The sequence below is a fragment of the Aeromonas popoffii genome, assembly GCF_000820025.1.
Classification (GTDB): domain Bacteria; phylum Pseudomonadota; class Gammaproteobacteria; order Enterobacterales; family Aeromonadaceae; genus Aeromonas; species Aeromonas popoffii.
The window spans coordinates 1-16,420 of the sequence record NZ_CDBI01000048.1 but is presented as its reverse complement, the minus strand read 5'-3'; the positions used below and the strand labels follow the sequence as shown (position 1 = coordinate 16,420).

General features: G+C 60.3%; 16 protein-coding genes. 3 read left to right on the top strand and 13 right to left on the bottom strand.

Annotated elements, in window-relative coordinates:
- Window positions 1–11: 11 nt before the first annotated feature.
- Window positions 12–1,502, top strand: coding sequence for a guanosine-5'-triphosphate,3'-diphosphate diphosphatase (gene gppA, locus BN1129_RS09615; protein ID WP_042036069.1), 1,491 nt, complete (start codon window positions 12–14; stop codon window positions 1,500–1,502).
- 30 nt (window positions 1,503–1,532) lie between these two features.
- Window positions 1,533–1,787, top strand: coding sequence for a Rho-binding antiterminator (locus tag BN1129_RS09610; protein WP_042036068.1), 255 nt, complete (start codon window positions 1,533–1,535; stop codon window positions 1,785–1,787).
- Window positions 1,788–1,857: 70 nt separating this feature from the next.
- On the opposite strand, the gene BN1129_RS09605 is transcribed toward BN1129_RS09610, so the two are convergent.
- The 13 genes from BN1129_RS09605 to BN1129_RS09545 all read right to left on the bottom strand — a co-directional run bounded on the left by BN1129_RS09605 (window position 1,858) and on the right by BN1129_RS09545 (window position 16,051).
- Window positions 1,858–2,607 carry a class I SAM-dependent methyltransferase gene (locus tag BN1129_RS09605; RefSeq protein WP_042036067.1) on the bottom strand — a complete coding sequence of 250 codons (750 nt, stop codon included), beginning with the start codon at window positions 2,605–2,607 and terminating at the stop codon, window positions 1,858–1,860.
- Window positions 2,608–2,745: 138 nt separating this feature from the next.
- Window positions 2,746–5,292, bottom strand: coding sequence for a putative bifunctional diguanylate cyclase/phosphodiesterase (locus tag BN1129_RS09600; RefSeq protein ID WP_042036065.1), 2,547 nt, complete (start codon window positions 5,290–5,292; stop codon window positions 2,746–2,748).
- Window positions 5,293–5,490: 198 nt separating this feature from the next.
- Window positions 5,491–7,533, bottom strand: a complete 2,043-nt coding sequence (gene prlC, locus BN1129_RS09595) for an oligopeptidase A (protein WP_042036063.1) — start codon at window positions 7,531–7,533, stop codon at window positions 5,491–5,493.
- Between the two features lie 222 nt (window positions 7,534–7,755).
- A complete protein-coding gene (hemB, locus tag BN1129_RS09590) occupies window positions 7,756–8,775 on the bottom strand; it encodes a porphobilinogen synthase (protein WP_042036062.1) in 1,020 nt (339 codons plus the stop codon).
- Between the two features lie 3 nt (window positions 8,776–8,778).
- On the bottom strand, window positions 8,779–9,564 hold the full coding sequence (locus tag BN1129_RS09585; RefSeq protein WP_042036061.1) for a TatD family hydrolase: 786 nt from the start codon (window positions 9,562–9,564) through the stop codon (window positions 8,779–8,781).
- 111 nt (window positions 9,565–9,675) lie between these two features.
- Window positions 9,676–10,431: a twin-arginine translocase subunit TatC gene (gene tatC, locus BN1129_RS09580; RefSeq protein WP_042036059.1), complete on the bottom strand. Its 756-nt coding sequence runs from the start codon at window positions 10,429–10,431 to the stop codon at window positions 9,676–9,678.
- Window positions 10,428–10,874, bottom strand: coding sequence for a Sec-independent protein translocase protein TatB (gene tatB, locus BN1129_RS09575; RefSeq protein ID WP_042036057.1), 447 nt, complete (start codon window positions 10,872–10,874; stop codon window positions 10,428–10,430). The genes tatC and tatB overlap by 4 nt, the downstream gene beginning before the upstream one ends.
- A gap of 3 nt (window positions 10,875–10,877) precedes the next feature.
- Window positions 10,878–11,129, bottom strand: a complete 252-nt coding sequence (tatA, locus tag BN1129_RS09570) for a Sec-independent protein translocase subunit TatA (RefSeq protein ID WP_042036056.1) — start codon at window positions 11,127–11,129, stop codon at window positions 10,878–10,880.
- A 115-nt stretch (window positions 11,130–11,244) separates the two neighbouring features.
- Entirely contained in the window at window positions 11,245–12,888 is a 1,644-nt protein-coding gene (gene ubiB / locus BN1129_RS09565) for a ubiquinone biosynthesis regulatory protein kinase UbiB (protein ID WP_042036054.1), read from the bottom strand.
- Window positions 12,888–13,496, bottom strand: coding sequence for a ubiquinone biosynthesis accessory factor UbiJ (locus tag BN1129_RS09560; RefSeq protein ID WP_042036053.1), 609 nt, complete (start codon window positions 13,494–13,496; stop codon window positions 12,888–12,890). The genes ubiB and BN1129_RS09560 overlap by 1 nt, the downstream gene beginning before the upstream one ends.
- An 8-nt stretch (window positions 13,497–13,504) precedes the next feature.
- A complete protein-coding gene (ubiE, locus tag BN1129_RS09555) occupies window positions 13,505–14,257 on the bottom strand; it encodes a bifunctional demethylmenaquinone methyltransferase/2-methoxy-6-polyprenyl-1,4-benzoquinol methylase UbiE (RefSeq protein WP_042036051.1) in 753 nt (250 codons plus the stop codon).
- A 65-nt stretch (window positions 14,258–14,322) separates the two neighbouring features.
- A complete protein-coding gene (gene crcB, locus BN1129_RS09550; RefSeq protein WP_042036050.1) occupies window positions 14,323–14,700 on the bottom strand; it encodes a fluoride efflux transporter CrcB in 378 nt (125 codons plus the stop codon).
- Window positions 14,701–14,785: 85 nt separating this feature from the next.
- On the bottom strand, window positions 14,786–16,051 hold the full coding sequence (locus BN1129_RS09545) for a cytosine deaminase (protein ID WP_042036049.1): 1,266 nt from the start codon (window positions 16,049–16,051) through the stop codon (window positions 14,786–14,788).
- 143 nt (window positions 16,052–16,194) lie between these two features.
- Between BN1129_RS09545 and BN1129_RS09540 the strand changes: the two genes are divergently transcribed.
- Complete coding sequence (locus tag BN1129_RS09540) at window positions 16,195–16,353, top strand: hypothetical protein (protein WP_244463035.1); 159 nt, start codon at window positions 16,195–16,197, stop codon at window positions 16,351–16,353.
- The last annotated feature ends 67 nt before the right edge of the window (window positions 16,354–16,420 follow it).

Genomic DNA, 16,420 nt, shown 5'->3' with positions numbered 1-16,420 from the left:
GACAGGCCCAGTTGTACAACTCGCCGCTCTATGCCGCCATCGACCTTGGCTCCAACAGCTTTCATATGCTGGTGGTGCGCGAGGTCGCCGGTGCGCTGCGCACCGTCACCAAGGTCAAGCGCAAGGTTCGCCTCGCCGCCGGGCTCGATCCGGAATTTCGTCTCAGCCGTGCCGCCATGGAGCGGGGCTGGGACTGCCTGCGCCTTTTCTCCGAGCAGTTGCAGGACATTCCGGCCGACAACATCCGGGTGGTGGGCACAGCTACCTTGCGCCTTGCCACCAACGTCGATGAGTTCCTCAGCGAAGCGGAACGGGTGCTCAACCACAGCATAGAGATCATCTCTGGCGAGGAAGAGGCCAAGACCATTTACGAGGGGGTCTCCTGGACCTCTGCCGGGGAAGGCAACCGGCTGGTGATCGACATCGGCGGCGCCAGCACAGAGCTGGTGATCGGCGAACATAGCGAAGCGAAACTGCTCAACAGCCTGCACATGGGCTGCGTCACCTGGCTCAACAACCACTTCGGTGATGGCGAGCTGAGTGAAGCCCGCTTCGGACAGGCCATCGCGGCCGCCAAGGCGGTGTTGGAGAAGGTGGCGGAAGACTACCGTACGCTGGGCTGGCGCACCTGCGTCGGCGCCTCCGGCACGGTACAGGCGCTGCAAGAGATCATGCTGGCGCAAGGGAAGAGCGAGCGGGTCACCCTGCCGAAACTGCAGGAGCTGATGGGTCAGGCCATCGCCTGTGGCAGGCTGGATCAGCTGCAACTGGAAGGGCTGGCGGCCGAGCGGCTGACCGTGTTCCCCTCCGGTCTCGCCATCCTGATCGCCATCTTCGAAACCCTGAACATCGAGAGCATGACCCTCGCGGGCGGCGCGTTGCGAGAAGGCTTGATCTACGGTCTGCTTGGCAACAATCACGACTGTGATGCCCGGGATCGCACCGCAGACAGCCTGATCAGCCGCTATCAGCTGGATACAGAGCACGCCGAGCGGGTGCGCGATACCGCCGTCGACGCATTCAACCAGCTGCAACCGGCCTGGCGACTCTCCAAACGCTACGGGCGCCCGATCTTGCGTTATGCAGCCCTGCTGCACGAGATCGGCCTCTGTATCGAGTACAAGAAGGCGCCGCAGCACGCCGCCTACATCATCGACAACATCGACATGCCGGGCTTTACCCCTGCGCAAAAAAAGCTGTTGTCGGCCCTGCTGTTCAACCAGCGGGACGAATTCAAGCTGGAAACCCTGGAGAAACAGGGTGCCGTCACCGGTCGTCAGGCGATCCGCCTGGCCCGTATCCTGCGCATCGCGCTGATCCTCTGCATGCGTCGCACTCAGGGCACAGTACCCAGCTTCACCCTGCAGGCCGATGAAGAGGCGCTGATTCTGACCCTGCCCAAGGGATGGATGGATGAACACTACCTGCGCGCCAGCGAATTGCGACTCGAAGTGGAACGCCAGCAAAAGATGGGCTGGCCCACTCGCTTGCTGGAAGCCTGATCCAGAAACTTGCTTGTTTGGGAGCCGATCATGCCGGATTACCAACCTATCAGCTGCGATCTCTACGACTGGCTTGAAATTGCCGCCAGCTGGCAATTGCCGGTGAGCCTCACCAGCCGTGATGGTTACCAGTGGCATGACAAGATCCGCACCATAGAAGCCAGCGAAGGGGTTGAGTATCTGCTGTTGCACAGTGGCGAGCGGCTCAGCCTGGCAGAGTTGGCGACCTTGCGCCTGAACTGGCAAGGGGAAGAGAAGCTGATCCGCTTCGCTCCAACTCGCTGAATACAGTACAAAAAAGGAGGGCCAACATGGTGTTGGCCCTCCTTTTTACATCCGCGGCTCACACAGACCGTTAACCCGCCGCCAGCGCCGCCATGACATAGACATCGAAGCGGTTGCTCTTGGTCTCGATGGCCATGCTGGGCTTGTGCTCATTGAGCCAACCCGCGTAGTCGGGGCGCTTTACCACCACCCGCTTCTCCGCCATCTTGAGGGCCGCCGGCAACAGGGCATCCGCATCGAGATCCGGCCCCACCAGCGACTGGAACACCCGCATCTCTTTTTTCACCAACGCCGACTTCTGCTTGTGGGGGAACATGGGATCGAGGTAGATGACATCAGGCCGTTCTGGCAGCGCCAGCAGGTTATCCACCGCGGGGCCTTGCAGCAGCTGCATCCGCTCGCTGACCCAGGGGCCTATCTCGGGATCCTGCGCCGCCCGTATCAATCCATCCTGCAACAGGGCCGCCACCACAGGGCTGCGCTCAATCAAGGTCACCTTGCAGCCGAGGGAAGCCAGCACGAAGGCATCGCGGCCGAGCCCGGCAGTGGCATCCACCACGGTAGGCATTGCACCGGCCTTGAGCCCGACCGCCTTGGCAATGGACTGACCGCGCCCGCCGCCGAACTTGCGTCTGTGGGCTACGGCTCCTTCCACAAAGTCCACATAGACGGCACCCAGCTTGGGTTCGTCCAGCTTGCGCAGCTCCAGCCGCTCGGGCGTAAACACCAGCGCGAACTGGGGGTAGTCGGTCTGGTCAAGCTGGCTGGCCAGCACGTGTGCCTGCGCGGCCTTGGTGGGGTCTTCGAGGAGGATTTGCATGATCTTGGCTGCGTTCTAAGTTCAATGGGCGGAGTGTATCACAGCCCCTTTATGCGGCTGTAGGGTGTGTCGTATCGGGGCCAAGTGGCATGGCGAGAAGACACGACAGGCTGACCCTGGCGCTAGAACAGGTATCGGCTAGCTGCTCTGCAGGAACATGCTCTTGTCGTTGAGTTGCAGGTATTCGATCAGGTCGTCATATGCCAGTGGACGGCTGAGCAGGAACCCCTGGGTGAAGGCACACCCCTTCTGGCATAGGAAGTTGAGCTGCTCGCGAGTCTCCACCCCCTCGATCACCACCTGCATGCCGAGGTTGTGCACTATGTTGATGATGCCATCGAGCAGCAGCCTGTCCTGCTCGTTGAACGGGATATGGCGCACGAAGGCCCTGTCAATCTTGACCAGATCCACCGGGAAGTTGCGCAGGTAGTTGAGAGCCGAATAGCCGGTGCCGAAGTCGTCGATGGCCAGCTTGCAGCCCGCCTCGCGCAGGGCATCGATCCGCACCCTGTGCTGATCACTGGTTTCCATCAGCAGGGATTCGGTGATCTCGATGACAATATCGCAGGGGTCGAGCCCGAAGTGGTGGATCACCTTGAGCCACTCGCTCGCCTCCGGATCTATGGTCTGGAACTCCTGGGTGGAGCGGTTAATGGACATCTGCAGATCCGGGAAGCCGGATTGCTGCAACCGCGCCAGATCCCGACACGACTGCCAGAGCACCAGCGCTCCCAGCCCCTGAATGAGCCCGGCCTCTTCCGCCAGCGGAATGAAATCCGCCGGCGAAACCTGGCCCCACTGGGGGTGATACCAGCGCACCAGCGCCTCCAGCTTGGCCACCCGGCCGCGGCGGTTGTCCCAGATGGGCTGATAGGCCATGGTCAGCTGCTCCAGCTTGATGGCCTCCGCCAGATCCTGCTGCATCTGGTGACGCTGGCGCACCTCCTCCCGCATGGAGACGCAGTAGGTGCCGAGCTGGCGCCCCTGCCGCTTGGCGGCAAACAGCGCCTGTTCGGCGTTGCGCAGCAGCTCGTCGCTCTCGACGCCATCCCCGGGGCAGAGGGTGATGCCGATGGTGGCGGTCACATAAAGGTGCTGATTGGCCAGCATGAAGGGACGGACGAAGCCCCCTACCACCTGCTTGGCGAATACCTCGGCCTGCCGACGGTTGACTATACCGGGCACCAGGAAGGCGAACTCGTCGCCGCCGATGCGGGCCACCAAATCATCGGTACGTACCCGGCTCACCAGCCGATCCGACACCTCCCGCAGCAGGGCGTCACCGGCGTGGTGATCCATGCTGTTGTTGACCGCCTTGAAGTTGTTGAGGTCGAGCACCATGAGTGCGAAACGCTCGCCGCGCTCGCAGAAGCGGCTGAGGCAGCGGCCAAACAGCCAGCGATTGGGCAGGCCGGTGAGGTTGTCGTAGTTGGCCTGGGCGGCGATTTTCTGCTCCGCCAGCTTGGTCTGGGAGAGATCGCTGAAGATGCCTATGTACTGGCTGATCTTGCCCCCTTCCCGCAAGGTGCTGATCATCAGCTGCTGGGGGTAGAGCTTGCCGTTCTTGCGCTTGTTCCACACCTCGCCACGCCAGACTCCTACCCGCTCCAGCGCGTGATACATGTCGGCGTAAAAGGCCTGATCGTGCAGCCCGGACTTGAGCATGCTGGGGCACTGACCGCACACCTCACTCTCGCTGTACCCCGTGATCTGCTCGAACGCCGGATTGACCGAGATGATGCGACTGTCGGCATCACACACCAAAATGGCTTCGGAGAGATTGTCATAGACCCGGTGGGAGAGTTTGAGCTGCTCGGCATGACGCTTGAGAGGATCGATATTTTCCAGCACCACCATCAGGTAGTCGGGCTGCAGCTGCTCGTCCCGCACCAGGGTGACAGTGGCCCGCCCCCACAACACCTGACCATCCCGGTGCAGGTAACGCTTCTCCTGAGTGAAGGCAGTACGCTCGCCGCGCTTGAGCTCCCCATAACAGGGGGCGCTGCGCAGCCAGTCTTCCGGATGGTTGAGTTCGGCAGCAGTGCGGTGCTGCAGCTCCTTCTGGCTGTAACCCAGCATCTTCTCGATGGCCGGGTTGGTCCAGAGGATCCTGCCATCCAGATCCAGCTTGCCGATCCCCACGGGGGCATGGGACATCATGGTGTGCAGAAAGTGGTGATACTCAGGCTGATTCAGCACCGGTAACTGCTGACACATCAGCGCCAGCTCGCGGCCCGCCAGCGGCGCCAGCAGCCGCAGCAAGCCCATCACCTTGTCCATGTTGGCGAGCGGTTGCTTGAACAGCACGCTGCAAAGGCCGATAGTCTCGCCCTGGGCATTCTTGAGGGCCACGGCGGCATAGGCCTGAATATGCCAGGCCTGCAACACGGCGGCATGAGGGAACAGCTGCTGGACGCGATCGCTGAACCAGGCCTCCCCCTGTTGCAGGGCGACCTCCCCCGGGGTGGCGCTGATCGGAAAACTGAAATGGGTGGTGTCGAGAGACGCAGGGTGGACGGCGTGTACCTTGAAAAACAGCCCAGCTTGATCCCTGCCTGAAATCAGGACGAAATCGGCCCTGACCGCTGCGGCGATTTCACTCACAAAGGTATCGAAATATCCCTGGCCACTCGAATGAGACAGACTTGAGATGATTTGATAGACAGACTCGAGTGCTCGCCTCATGGCAAGGTTCTTTCTCTCCTTGGAAGGTAGAACCCGACTCTACTGAAGAGGCGGGGACAGTGCAAACATGCACTCCGCAAGATATTAAAAAGCCTTGAGAAAAGGGACCAAAAGGTCCCTTTTTATCTCAAAAATCATGCAAGGATCCCACTATGCCGCAAAAGTGTACCGGCTTGAAGCTCACGGCGGCGCAGGGCCTCAGGCGGCAATCCCGCTGTGGCGTAGCAACGCATCGACCTTGGGCTCGCGACCACGGAAGGCACGGAACAGCTCCATCGGCTCCTTCGCCCCCCCCTTCTCCAGAATATGCTTCAGGAAGGATTGGCCGGTGGCCGGATTGAAGATCCCCTCTTCCTCGAAGCGGGAGAAGGCATCGGCAGAGAGCACCTCGGCCCACTTGTAGCTGTAGTAGCCCGCCGCATAGCCACCGGCAAAGATGTGGGAGAAGCTGTGCTGGAAACGGTTGAACGCGGGCGGCGTCATCACAGCCACCTGGCTGCGCACCTCGGCCAGCAGGGTCAGGACCTGATCCGGGTTGGCCGGGTCAAACTCCTGGTGCAGGCGGAAGTCGAACAGGGCGAACTCCAGCTGACGCAGCATCTGCATGGCAGCCTGGAAGTTGCGGGCAGTCAGCATCTTCTCCAGCAGATCGGCAGGCAATGGCTCGCCGGTCTCATGATGGCCGGAGATAAAGGCCAGCGCCTCGGACTCCCAGCACCAGTTCTCGAGGAACTGGCTTGGCAGCTCCACCGCATCCCAGGCCACACCGTTGATACCGGCAACGCCGGCCACGTCGATTTGGGTCAGCATGTGGTGAATGCCGTGACCGAACTCGTGGAACAGGGTGACCACTTCGTTGTGGGTGAACAGGGCCGGTTTGCCATCCACGGGGCCATTGAAGTTGCAGGTCAGGTAAGCCACCGGCTTTTGCAAGGATCCATCCTGACGGTAACGACGACCCAGGCACACATCCATCCAGGCACCGCCCTGCTTGTGTTCGCGGGCATAGAGGTCGAGATAGAAGCTACCGCGCAGCTCGTCTTCGGCATCGAAGATGTCATAGAAGCGCACATCCGGGTGCCAGGTGTCGATGCCGAGGCGCTCGCGCACCTTGATGCCGAACACCCGTTTCACTACTTCAAACAGCCCCTTCACCACCTTGCTGGCAGGGAAGTAGGGGCGCAACTGCTCGTCGGAAATGGAGAACTTGTGCTGCTTGAGCTTCTCGGCGTAGTAGGCGAGATCCCAGGCGGCCAGTTCACTCTGACCATGTTGCTCGGCAGCGAAGACGCGGATCTCCTCCAGCTCGGCCTTGCCTTGCGGCAGGGATTTGGCGGCCAGATCCGTGAGGAAGTTCACCACCTGTTCGGTCTTGTCTGCCATCTTGGTGGCCAGCGACAGCTCGGCGTAATTGGCAAAGCCAAGCAGCTGGGCCAGCTCGCGGCGCAGGGAGAGCAGCTCGCTCATGATGGCGGAGTTGTCCCACTTGCCGGCGTTCGGGCCCTGATCCGAGGCGCGGGTGGTGAAGGCCTCATACAGTTCGGCGCGCAGCTCGCGGTTGTCGGCATACATCATCACCGGCAGGTAGGAGGGAATATCCAGAGTAAACAGCCAGCCCTGCTGACCCTTTTGCTCCGCCAGCTGGCGGGCGGCGGCCTGCGCGCTCTGTGGCAGGCCGGTCAGTTCGGCCTCGTCGGCCACCAGCTTTTGCCAGCCCTGGGTCGCATCCAGCACGTTGTTGCTGAAGCGGGAGGCCAGCTCGGAGAGACGGGCCTGGATTTCGCCGTAGCGCTGCTGCGCCTCGGCGGGTAGACCGATACCGGACAGGCGGAAGTCGCGCAGGGTATTTTGGATCTCCTTGCGCTGGGCGCCGCTCAGCAGCGGGAAGTCGTCGCTCTCGGCCAGCTCGCGATAGGCCTGATAGAGCCCCTCATGCTGACCGACATAGGTCTGGAATTCGGAGAGCAGCGGCAGGCTGGCGTCATGGGCCGCGCGCAGCGCTTCGCTGTTGAGCACAGAGTTAAGATGGCTGACCGGTGACCAGACTCGCGCCAGGCGGTCATTCACCTCTTCCAGCGGCGCGATCAGGCTGTCCCAGGTATGGGGGTCACGCTGGGCCAGCACATCGCCGATCTTCTGTTTGCAATCGGCGATCGCCTGCGTCACGGCAGCGTGCACCTGATCGGGCTGGATCTGGCTGAAAGGGGGCAGCGAGTCCATTGTCAGCAAAGGGTTATTCATCCTGCGGTACCTCTAAATTCTCTACAGCCCCTGCCGTCCAGAAGCCTGCTTGGACCATCTAAGATGTAGGCAGAAACCTCATTAATCAAGCCTTTGCCGCCGAGAGGTGGGCCAGCTCCCCACTTTTAGCGAGAATGTGCTCATTAAATCGGCAACAAGGCAGACAGAGACGACAATGCCGACCCGGAGGTCGGCATTGTGGGCGAAAGAGCAAGGCAGGCATCAGCGTCTGGCGTCCTCCTTCAGCCACTGCGCCACGCGCTTGGCGAAGTAGGTGAGGATGCCGTCGGCACCGGCTCGCTTGAAGCAGAGCAGGGACTCCATGATGCTCTCCTTCTCCTTCAGCCAGCCATTCTGTATCGCCGCCATGTGCATGGCGTACTCGCCACTCACCTGATAGGCAAAGGTCGGCACGCCGAACTGATCCTTCACCTGACGGATCACGTCCAGATAGGGCATGCCCGGCTTGACCATCACGCTGTCGGCCCCTTCCTGAATATCCAGCGCCACCTCGTGCAAGGCTTCGTTGCTGTTGGCCGGATCCATCTGGTAGGTGGCCTTGTTACTCTTGCCGAGGTTGCCGGCAGAGCCGACCGCGTCGCGGAACGGGCCGTAGTAGCAGGAGGCGTACTTGGCGGAGTAAGCCATGATCTGGGTGTTGATGAAGCCGTTCTCTTCCAGCGCAGCACGAATCGCCCCGATACGGCCATCCATCATGTCGGACGGCGCGACGATATCGACCCCGGCGGCGGCGTGGGAAAGCGCCTGCTTCACCAGGATTTCCGTGGTGATGTCATTCAGTACATAGCCTTCGTCATCTATGATGCCGTCCTGACCATGGGTAGTGAACGGATCGAGCGCCACGTCGGTGATGACACCCAGCTCGGGGAAGCGAGCCTTGAGGGCGCGGGTCGCCCGCTGGGCCAGCCCGTCCGGGTTGTAGGCCTCTTCCGCCAGCAGGCTCTTGCTCTGAAGCGGCGTCACCGGGAACAGAGCGATGGCGGGCACGCCGAGGGCGACCAGCTCTTCGGCTTCCGCCAGCAGCAGATCGATGGAGAGACGCTCCACCCCCGGCATGGAGGTGACGGCCTCACGGCGGTTTTCCCCCTCCAGCACGAACACGGGATAGATGAGATCGTTGACGGTCAGGACGTTCTCGCGCACCAGACGACGGCTGAAATCATGTTTGCGCACCCGGCGCAGGCGGCGACCCGGAAAGGCGCCCGGAAGAGTTGTAGCCATGAATCACTCCAAAAGAGGAAGTTGGAAGAACGCGGCGGAGGTGGCCCGGGTATGGGCCAGCAAGGCCTCGGGCGCTTCACCACGACAGGCCGCCACCACCTGGGCGATGTGCGGCAAAAAAGCGGGTTCGTTGCGTTTCGGTCTGGGTGTCAGATCCCGCGGCACCAGATAGGGGGCATCGGTTTCAATCATCAACCGACCGGCCGGAATGCGGGCCACCTGTTCGCGCAGCAGCTGGCCACGGCGCTCGTCACAGAGCCAGCCCGTCACCCCTATATGCAGCCCGAGCGCCAGACACTCGTCCAGCTCCTCGTCGGATCCGGTGAAGCAGTGCAGTACTGCGCCTGACAGGCTGGGCAGCCAGGGACGCAAGATCTCGACAAAGCGGGCATGGGCATCACGGCAATGCAGAAACACCGGCATTGCCAGTTCGGCAGCCAACGCCAGTTGGGCATCGAATACCGCATCCTGCACCGGGCGGGGGGAGAAGTCGCGGTTGTAGTCGAGACCACACTCGCCGATGGCCACCACCTGCGGCAATGCCGCCAGCTCGCGCAGGGCGGGCAGGGTTGCCTCATCGACACTCTTGGCATCGTGGGGATGGACCCCGGCGGTGGAGAAGCAGTAACCCGGCCACAGAGCAGCCAAGTCAGCGCTTTCGCGGCTACCGGCCAGATCGGTGCCGGTCAGGATCAATGCCTCGACCCCGGCGGCGCGGGCACGCGCCACCAGTTCAGGCTGTTCACCGGCAAACTGGCTGCTGGTCAGGTTTAAACCGATATCGATCATGGGATGAGACGTTCCGAACAAAAGGAAGACATATCAGGTAGTTGAAAATCCTCTCCTCGATGGGGCATCACCATACGCCTCGAACGAGGGCATGAAAAGAGGAAGGGAGCCTCAGCTCCCCCCTTCCGCTTGTTCCTGTTGCTCTTCATCCTCTTTCTTCACATAGAAGCGGGCGAAGAACAGGCCTATCTCCCACAGCGCCCACATCGGGATCGCGAGCAGGGTCTGGGAGAAGACATCAGGCGGCGTCAGCAACATGCCGACCGCGAACACCCCGACGATGACGTAAGGGCGTTTCTCCCGCAGGCTCTTGGGGGTGGTTACCCCGGTCCAGCACAGCAGTATGGTGGCCACCGGGATCTCGAACGCTACCCCGAACGCAAAGAAGAGGGTGAGCACGAAGTCCAGATAGCTGGCGATGTCAGTCGCCACTGTCACCCCGGCGGGCGCAGTACTGGTGAAAAAGCCGAACACCAGCGGGAACACCACGTAGTAGGCAAACGCCATACCGCTGTAGAACAACACCGCCGTGGAGACGACCAGCGGCATGATGAGACGCCGCTCATGCTTGTACAGACCGGGGGCGATGAAGGCCCAGGCCTGGTAGAGCAGATAGGGGATCGCCACGAAGAAGGAGACCACCAGCGTCAGCTTGATCGGCGTCAGGAAGGGGGTCGCCACATCCGTCGCTATCATGCTGGTGCCTGCCGGCAACTGACTGAGCAGCGGCTGGGCCACGAAGTCGTAGATATTGTTGGAAAAATAGATCAGCGCGATGAACACCAGCAGGATGGCCGAGATGGACCGTAGCAAGCGGGTTCTCAGCTCTACCAGATGGGAGATCAGGGGTTGTTCGGCCTGACTCATGGCTTCACCTCCCCTTGATCGACACGCGGGTCTGCACCCTGGGCAGGGATCATGGCGGTTTCCTCGTCATGAGCCGCCGTCACGGCTGGCTGATCGGGAGTCTCCTCCTTCACCTCGGCAGCAGCCGGGGCGGGGTGGATGGTGTTTTGCTGTTCGTAAGGGCGGGTCACCGATTGCGCGGCCGCTTTGAGCTGCTCGATAGACTCCTGCAGCTCGGGGCTCAGGTTGTTCATCTGCAACTGTTCGGCCTTCTTCAGGTCGTTGTGCAGCTCCTGCAACTTGAACTCCTGCTCCAGCTCGGACTTGACCGAGTTGGCAGTGCTGCGGATCAGCCTGATCCAGTGGCTGGCGGTACGGATCGCCACGGGCAGCCGCTCGGGACCGAGCACCACCAGGGCGACGACACCGATGACAACCAGCTCCCAGAAACCGATATCGAACATGGCTTAGGCCTGTTCTTTATCTTTCTGCTTGGCGGTCTCGGCACTATTGGCCGCTTCGTTCAACTGCTTGGGGGGAAACTCGGCATCTTTCTGATCCGGTTTGGCATCAGCAGCCGGCTCATCGGACAGCGCCTTCTTGAAACCTTTGACGGCCGCACCCAGATCGCCACCGATCCCGCGCAGCTTCTTGGTACCGAACAGCAGCACGACGATGACTGCGACGATCAACAATTGCCAAATACTGATACCACCCATGATATTTCTCCAAGTCCAAATTTGACGCTAAGGTGCGCACGTGTGTTATTAACGATCACGATGCTGATGCCAGCCCGTAATTTCTTCAAAACTGACGCCAAACTGCACGCGTGTGTTATTGACGGGAGCGGGCCTTGAACCACCCCAGCAGCCAGCATAACCCTGTGCCGGCCAGGCTGAGTTGTCCCCACTCAATATATTGTTTTTGGGTCAGCAAGAATACACCCGCCAATAGCAGGCTGGCGCCAACCCCCAAGAGGTAGCGAGCCTGTCCCTGCCGACGGCTGTGACGGCGGAAATCGGCAAACATCTGGTCGAAGTGGCGCTGCTGGTGACGGGTCTGGCGCAGGGTCTCATAGACCAGCTCTGGCAATTCAGGCAGTTTCTCCGCCCAGAATGGCGCTTTCTCTTTGATAGCATTCCACACGGCTTTCGGCCCAACCTGCTCGTGCATCCAGTTTTCCAGATAAGGCTTGGCGGTCTGCCACAAGTCCAGCTGGGGATAGAGCTGACGCCCCAAGCCTTCCACATAGAGCAATGTCTTTTGCAACAGCACCAGCTGCGGCTGCACCGCCATGTTGAAGCGACGGGCGGTGTTGAACAGGTTGAGCAGCACGTGACCAAACGAGATCTCGGACAGCGGCTTCTCGAAGATGGGCTCCAGCACGGTGCGGATGGCGAATTCGAACTCATCCACCTTGGTGTCTGGCGGTACCCAGCCGGACTCCACGTGCAACTCGGCCACTCGGCGATAGTCGCGGTTGAAGAAGGCGAGGAAGTTCTCTGCAAGATAGCGTTTGTCTTCCCGGGTCAGGGTACCGACTATACCGCAGTCGATGCCGATCCAGAGCGGATTGTCGGGATGTTCATAGGAGACGAAGATATTGCCGGGATGCATGTCGGCGTGGAAGAAGCTGTCACGAAACACCTGGGTGAAGAAGACCTCAACGCCGCGTTCGGCCAGCAGCTTCATGTTGGTGCCGTTGGCCTCCAGTGCAGGAATGTCGGAAACCGGTATGCCGTAGATACGCTCCATCACCAGCACATGCTCACGGCAATGTTCGGTGAACACCTCGGGCACGTAGAGGGCATCGGAGCCGGTGAAGTTACGGCGCAACTGGATGGCGTTGGCGGCTTCGCGCATCAGGTTCAGCTCGTCGAGGATGGTCTTGCGATACTCTTCCACCACCTCGATGGGGCGCAGGCGCGCGCTCTGGGGCACAAAACGGGCCACCAGACGGGCCAGGGTCTGCATCAGGCGCAGATCGGCCTCTATGACCGGCTCGATGTCGGGGCGGATCACCTTGATGACAATCTCGCGGCCATTCTCCTTCAATCGACCCGTGTGCACCTGGGCGATGGAGGCAGATGCCAGCGGCGTCTCGTCGAAGTCGTCGAACAGCGTCTCGACGGAGCAACCCAGGCTCTCCTCGATCTTGAGACGCGCCGCCTGACCACAGAAGGGGGGCACCCTGTCCTGCAACATGGCCAGCTCTTCGGCGATATCCGGCGGCAGCAGATCGCGCCGGGTCGACAGCATCTGACCGAACTTGATGAAAATAGGGCCGAGCGCCTCGAAGGCGAGACGAATGCGGGCACCGCGGCTGAGATCCGGTTGCTTGTTCTTGAGCCAGAACAAGGAACGACGGGCCAGACGACCCGGCCAGGGTTGATAGCGGGCGGGCACCAGTTCGTCGATGCCCTGCTCCAGCAGGATGGTGATGATGCGATAGAGGCGCTTGAACTCCTTCGGGGTCATCAGGCCACCTGCTGTTCGAAGCGGGCCAGTCGCAGCTCGACCGCTTTCATCTGTTGCGCCAGCAGTTCGACATCGTCGTTGAAGCTCGCCACCTCCAGCGGACCCGGTGCGAGGCGGACCTCTTCGGTCAGATATTCCGCCAACTGGCTGCGGGTGCGGCACAGCTCGCGGCCGACCAGGCGGCGTGCCTGACGGGCACCACTGAACAGGGTGTGAGCCAGCACGTCGCCGGTATAACGCGACAGCTCCTCTTCCCAGTCGATATCCAGCTCACCCAACAAGACGCTGAATGCCTGTACCAGCTGGGGATCACCGCTCAGATCCAGCTTCTCCTCGCGGATATAGCGGGTCAGAGCGGACGGGTCTTTTAGCAGGCCCAGCGCCGTCAGCGACAGGCTGAGCACGGCATCGGCCTCACCTTCGTGGCGGGCAAGCACATCCAGCCGACGATCGGAGAAGACAAACCAGAGCGGCTTGAGCTCACGCAGCTCCAGCTTGAGCACCTTGCCCGCCAGCTTGCGCAACCGCTCGGGACTCTGCTGGTCGAGCGTCAGCAACTGGTTGAGGCTGGTTTCGATCACGGCGGTGACCATGGCATCCATCGGCATAGGCGACCTTAAAACTTGTAACCGCGGTGCAGGGCGACCACACCCTGGGTCAGGTTGTAGAACTCAACCTGCTCAAAACCGACATTTTCCATCATCCCTTTCAGGGTTTCCTGATCCGGATGCATGCGGATGGATTCCGCCAGATACTTGTAGCTTTCACCGTCGTTCGCAACGATTTCGCCCATTTTCGGCAGTAATTTGAAGGAGTAGAGATCGTACAGCTTGGCGATCACCTCGCTGGCAGGCTTGGAAAACTCCAGCACCAGCAGACGGCCGCCCGGTTTCAGCACCCGGAACATGGAGGCCAACGCCTTGTCCTTGTCGGTAACGTTGCGAAGGCCAAAGCCAATGGTAATGACATCGAAGTGGTTATCCGGGAAGGGCAACGCCTCAGCGTTGGCCTGTACGTAGGAGACGTTGTTCGCCACCCCCAGGTTGCGCAGCTTGTCGCGGCCCACTTTGAGCATGGAGTCATTGATATCCGCCAATACTACCTGACCAGTCTCCCCGACGATGCGGGAGAACTTGGCGGTCAGATCACCGGTACCACCGGCCAGATCCAGCACCTTCTGGCCCTTGCGCACACCTGAGCAGTCGATGGTGAAGCGCTTCCACAGGCGGTGGATGCCGAACGACATCAGATCGTTCATCAGATCATACTTGGCAGCCACCGAATGGAAGACGCCAGCCACCAACGTTTCCTTGTCGGTCGCGGCCACGGTTTTAAAGCCAAAATGCGTTGTCGTAGTCTCTTCTGACATCCCTTAAACACCCATAGAGCAAAGAATGGTCGCCAGTTTACCAGAGCCAATGGCGTGCGGACACCTTAAACCCGGCTGGCGACCAACTGCATGCCCAGCAACACCATGGCCAGACAGAGGAAAAGGTTGAGGCCTATATTGAGTACCGCCTTCAGATAAGCACCCTGCTGGGCCAGCACCACAGTATCCAGTGCGAAGGAGGAGAAAGTGGTGAGCGCCCCGAGGATCCCCACCATCAGCAGCGGTTTCATCGGGTGTTCCATCACGTGACCCTGACTAATGAGCGCAAAGGCGATACCCATGATGAAAGAGCCCACCACGTTGACCACCAGGGTACCGTAGGGAAAATGGCGGCCCAGCAACAGCGCCATCAGCTCGGCGATACCAAAACGCAGGCAAGCACCGATGGCGCCGCCAGCGGCGACAAATAACCAGGTTTGCATAGGGCAGACTCCATAGTATCAGGCCAACATTATGCAAAATGTCGGCAAGCGGGGACAGCGGGGCAATTAATCGATATCGACCGCCTCAACGGCGAAAGTCGACCGGTTCGACCCGATCCAGGTGGAGCGAGGTCTGGGCTGGCTGGGTCTCGGCAATCACACGACCATGGCGAATGGAGTAGCGCACCGGCACCTGACGGCGCACCGCATCAAAGCCGTTCTCGGCGGGCAGGATCAGCAGGTTGGCCGGTTTGCCCACCTCGATGCCGTAGCGATCCTGCACATTCAGGGTGCGTGCGCTGTGGCAGCTGATCAGCTTGAGGCTGTCGTTGATCTGCTCGTAGCCCATGATCTGACACACATGCAGCCCCATGTGCAGCACCTGCAACATGTTGGCGGTGCCCATGGGATACCAGGGATCGAACACATCGTCGTGACCGAAGCAGACGTTGATGTTCGCCTCCAGCATCTCCTTCACCCGGGTGATACCGCGGCGCTTGGGATAGGTATCGAAGCGCCCCTGCAGGTGGATATTCACCAGCGGATTGGCCACGAAGTTGATGTCCGCCATCTTGAGCAGCCGGAACAGGCGGGAAGCATAAGCTCCGTTGTAGGAGTGCATGGCGGTGGTGTGGCTGGCGGTGACTCTATGGCCGATGCCGCGCTCGTAGGCCAGGGTCGCCAGCGTCTCGATAAAGCGGGACTGCTCGTCATCTATCTCGTCGCAGTGTACATCGACCAGAACCTGATACTTCTCGGCAAGATCGAAGATGTAGTGCAGACTTTCGACCCCATATTCCCGGGTAAACTCGAAATGGGGAATGGCGCCGATCACATCGGCACCCAGCTTGAGTGCCTCTTCCAGCAACGCCTTGCCGTTGGGGTAGGAGAAGATCCCCTCCTGCGGGAAGGCGACGATCTGCAGCTCGACCCACTCCTTCATCTCCTCTCGCACTTCCAGCATCGCCTTCAAGGCAACCAGATTGGGATCCGAGACATCGACGTGAGTGCGAACAAACTGGATGCCGTTGGCAATCTGCCACTTCAGCGTCTGGATGGCACGCTGTTTCACATCCTCATGGGTCAGCAGCGCCTTGCGTTCGGCCCAGCGCTCGATCCCCTCGAACAGGGTACCGGACAGGTTCCAGCTCGGCTCCCCGGCAGTCTGGGTCGTATCGAGGTGAATATGAGGCTCGATAAAGGGGGCTATGGCCAGACCCTCCTCCCCATCCAGCTCCCGGGTAGACAGGAGGGGCTGGCTCATGGGGGCTATGGTCCGGATCAGGCCATCCTGGCACAAGACCTGCCACAACCCCTCCCTACCGGCCAGACGCACATTCTTTATCAGCATGTTTTTCTTCCTTTTTCTGACACTGATTACCTTTTCCAATCCACAACTTAGCTTGGATCAATTTAATAGAAAAGCGTTCATATTGAATACATATGAGACCGCCACTGTTGATAAACAGCAACAATAAAAGGGCGTTAATTGGGATGAAAGCAGGATTGACCGAGATCGGCAGCGCTAGTCTGACCTCGATCGGCAAATATTGGGAATACAAACACAACGAACGACTGGTCGCAGCGATCGAGATAGAAGCCTCGGGGCAGGCTCGCTTCTATCTCGATGCCAGACAGATTTCGGTAAACTGAGAAAGGCGAATACAAAAAAGCCTCCCGATTGGGAGGCTTTAATATTTACTGGTGCTGATACCCAGAG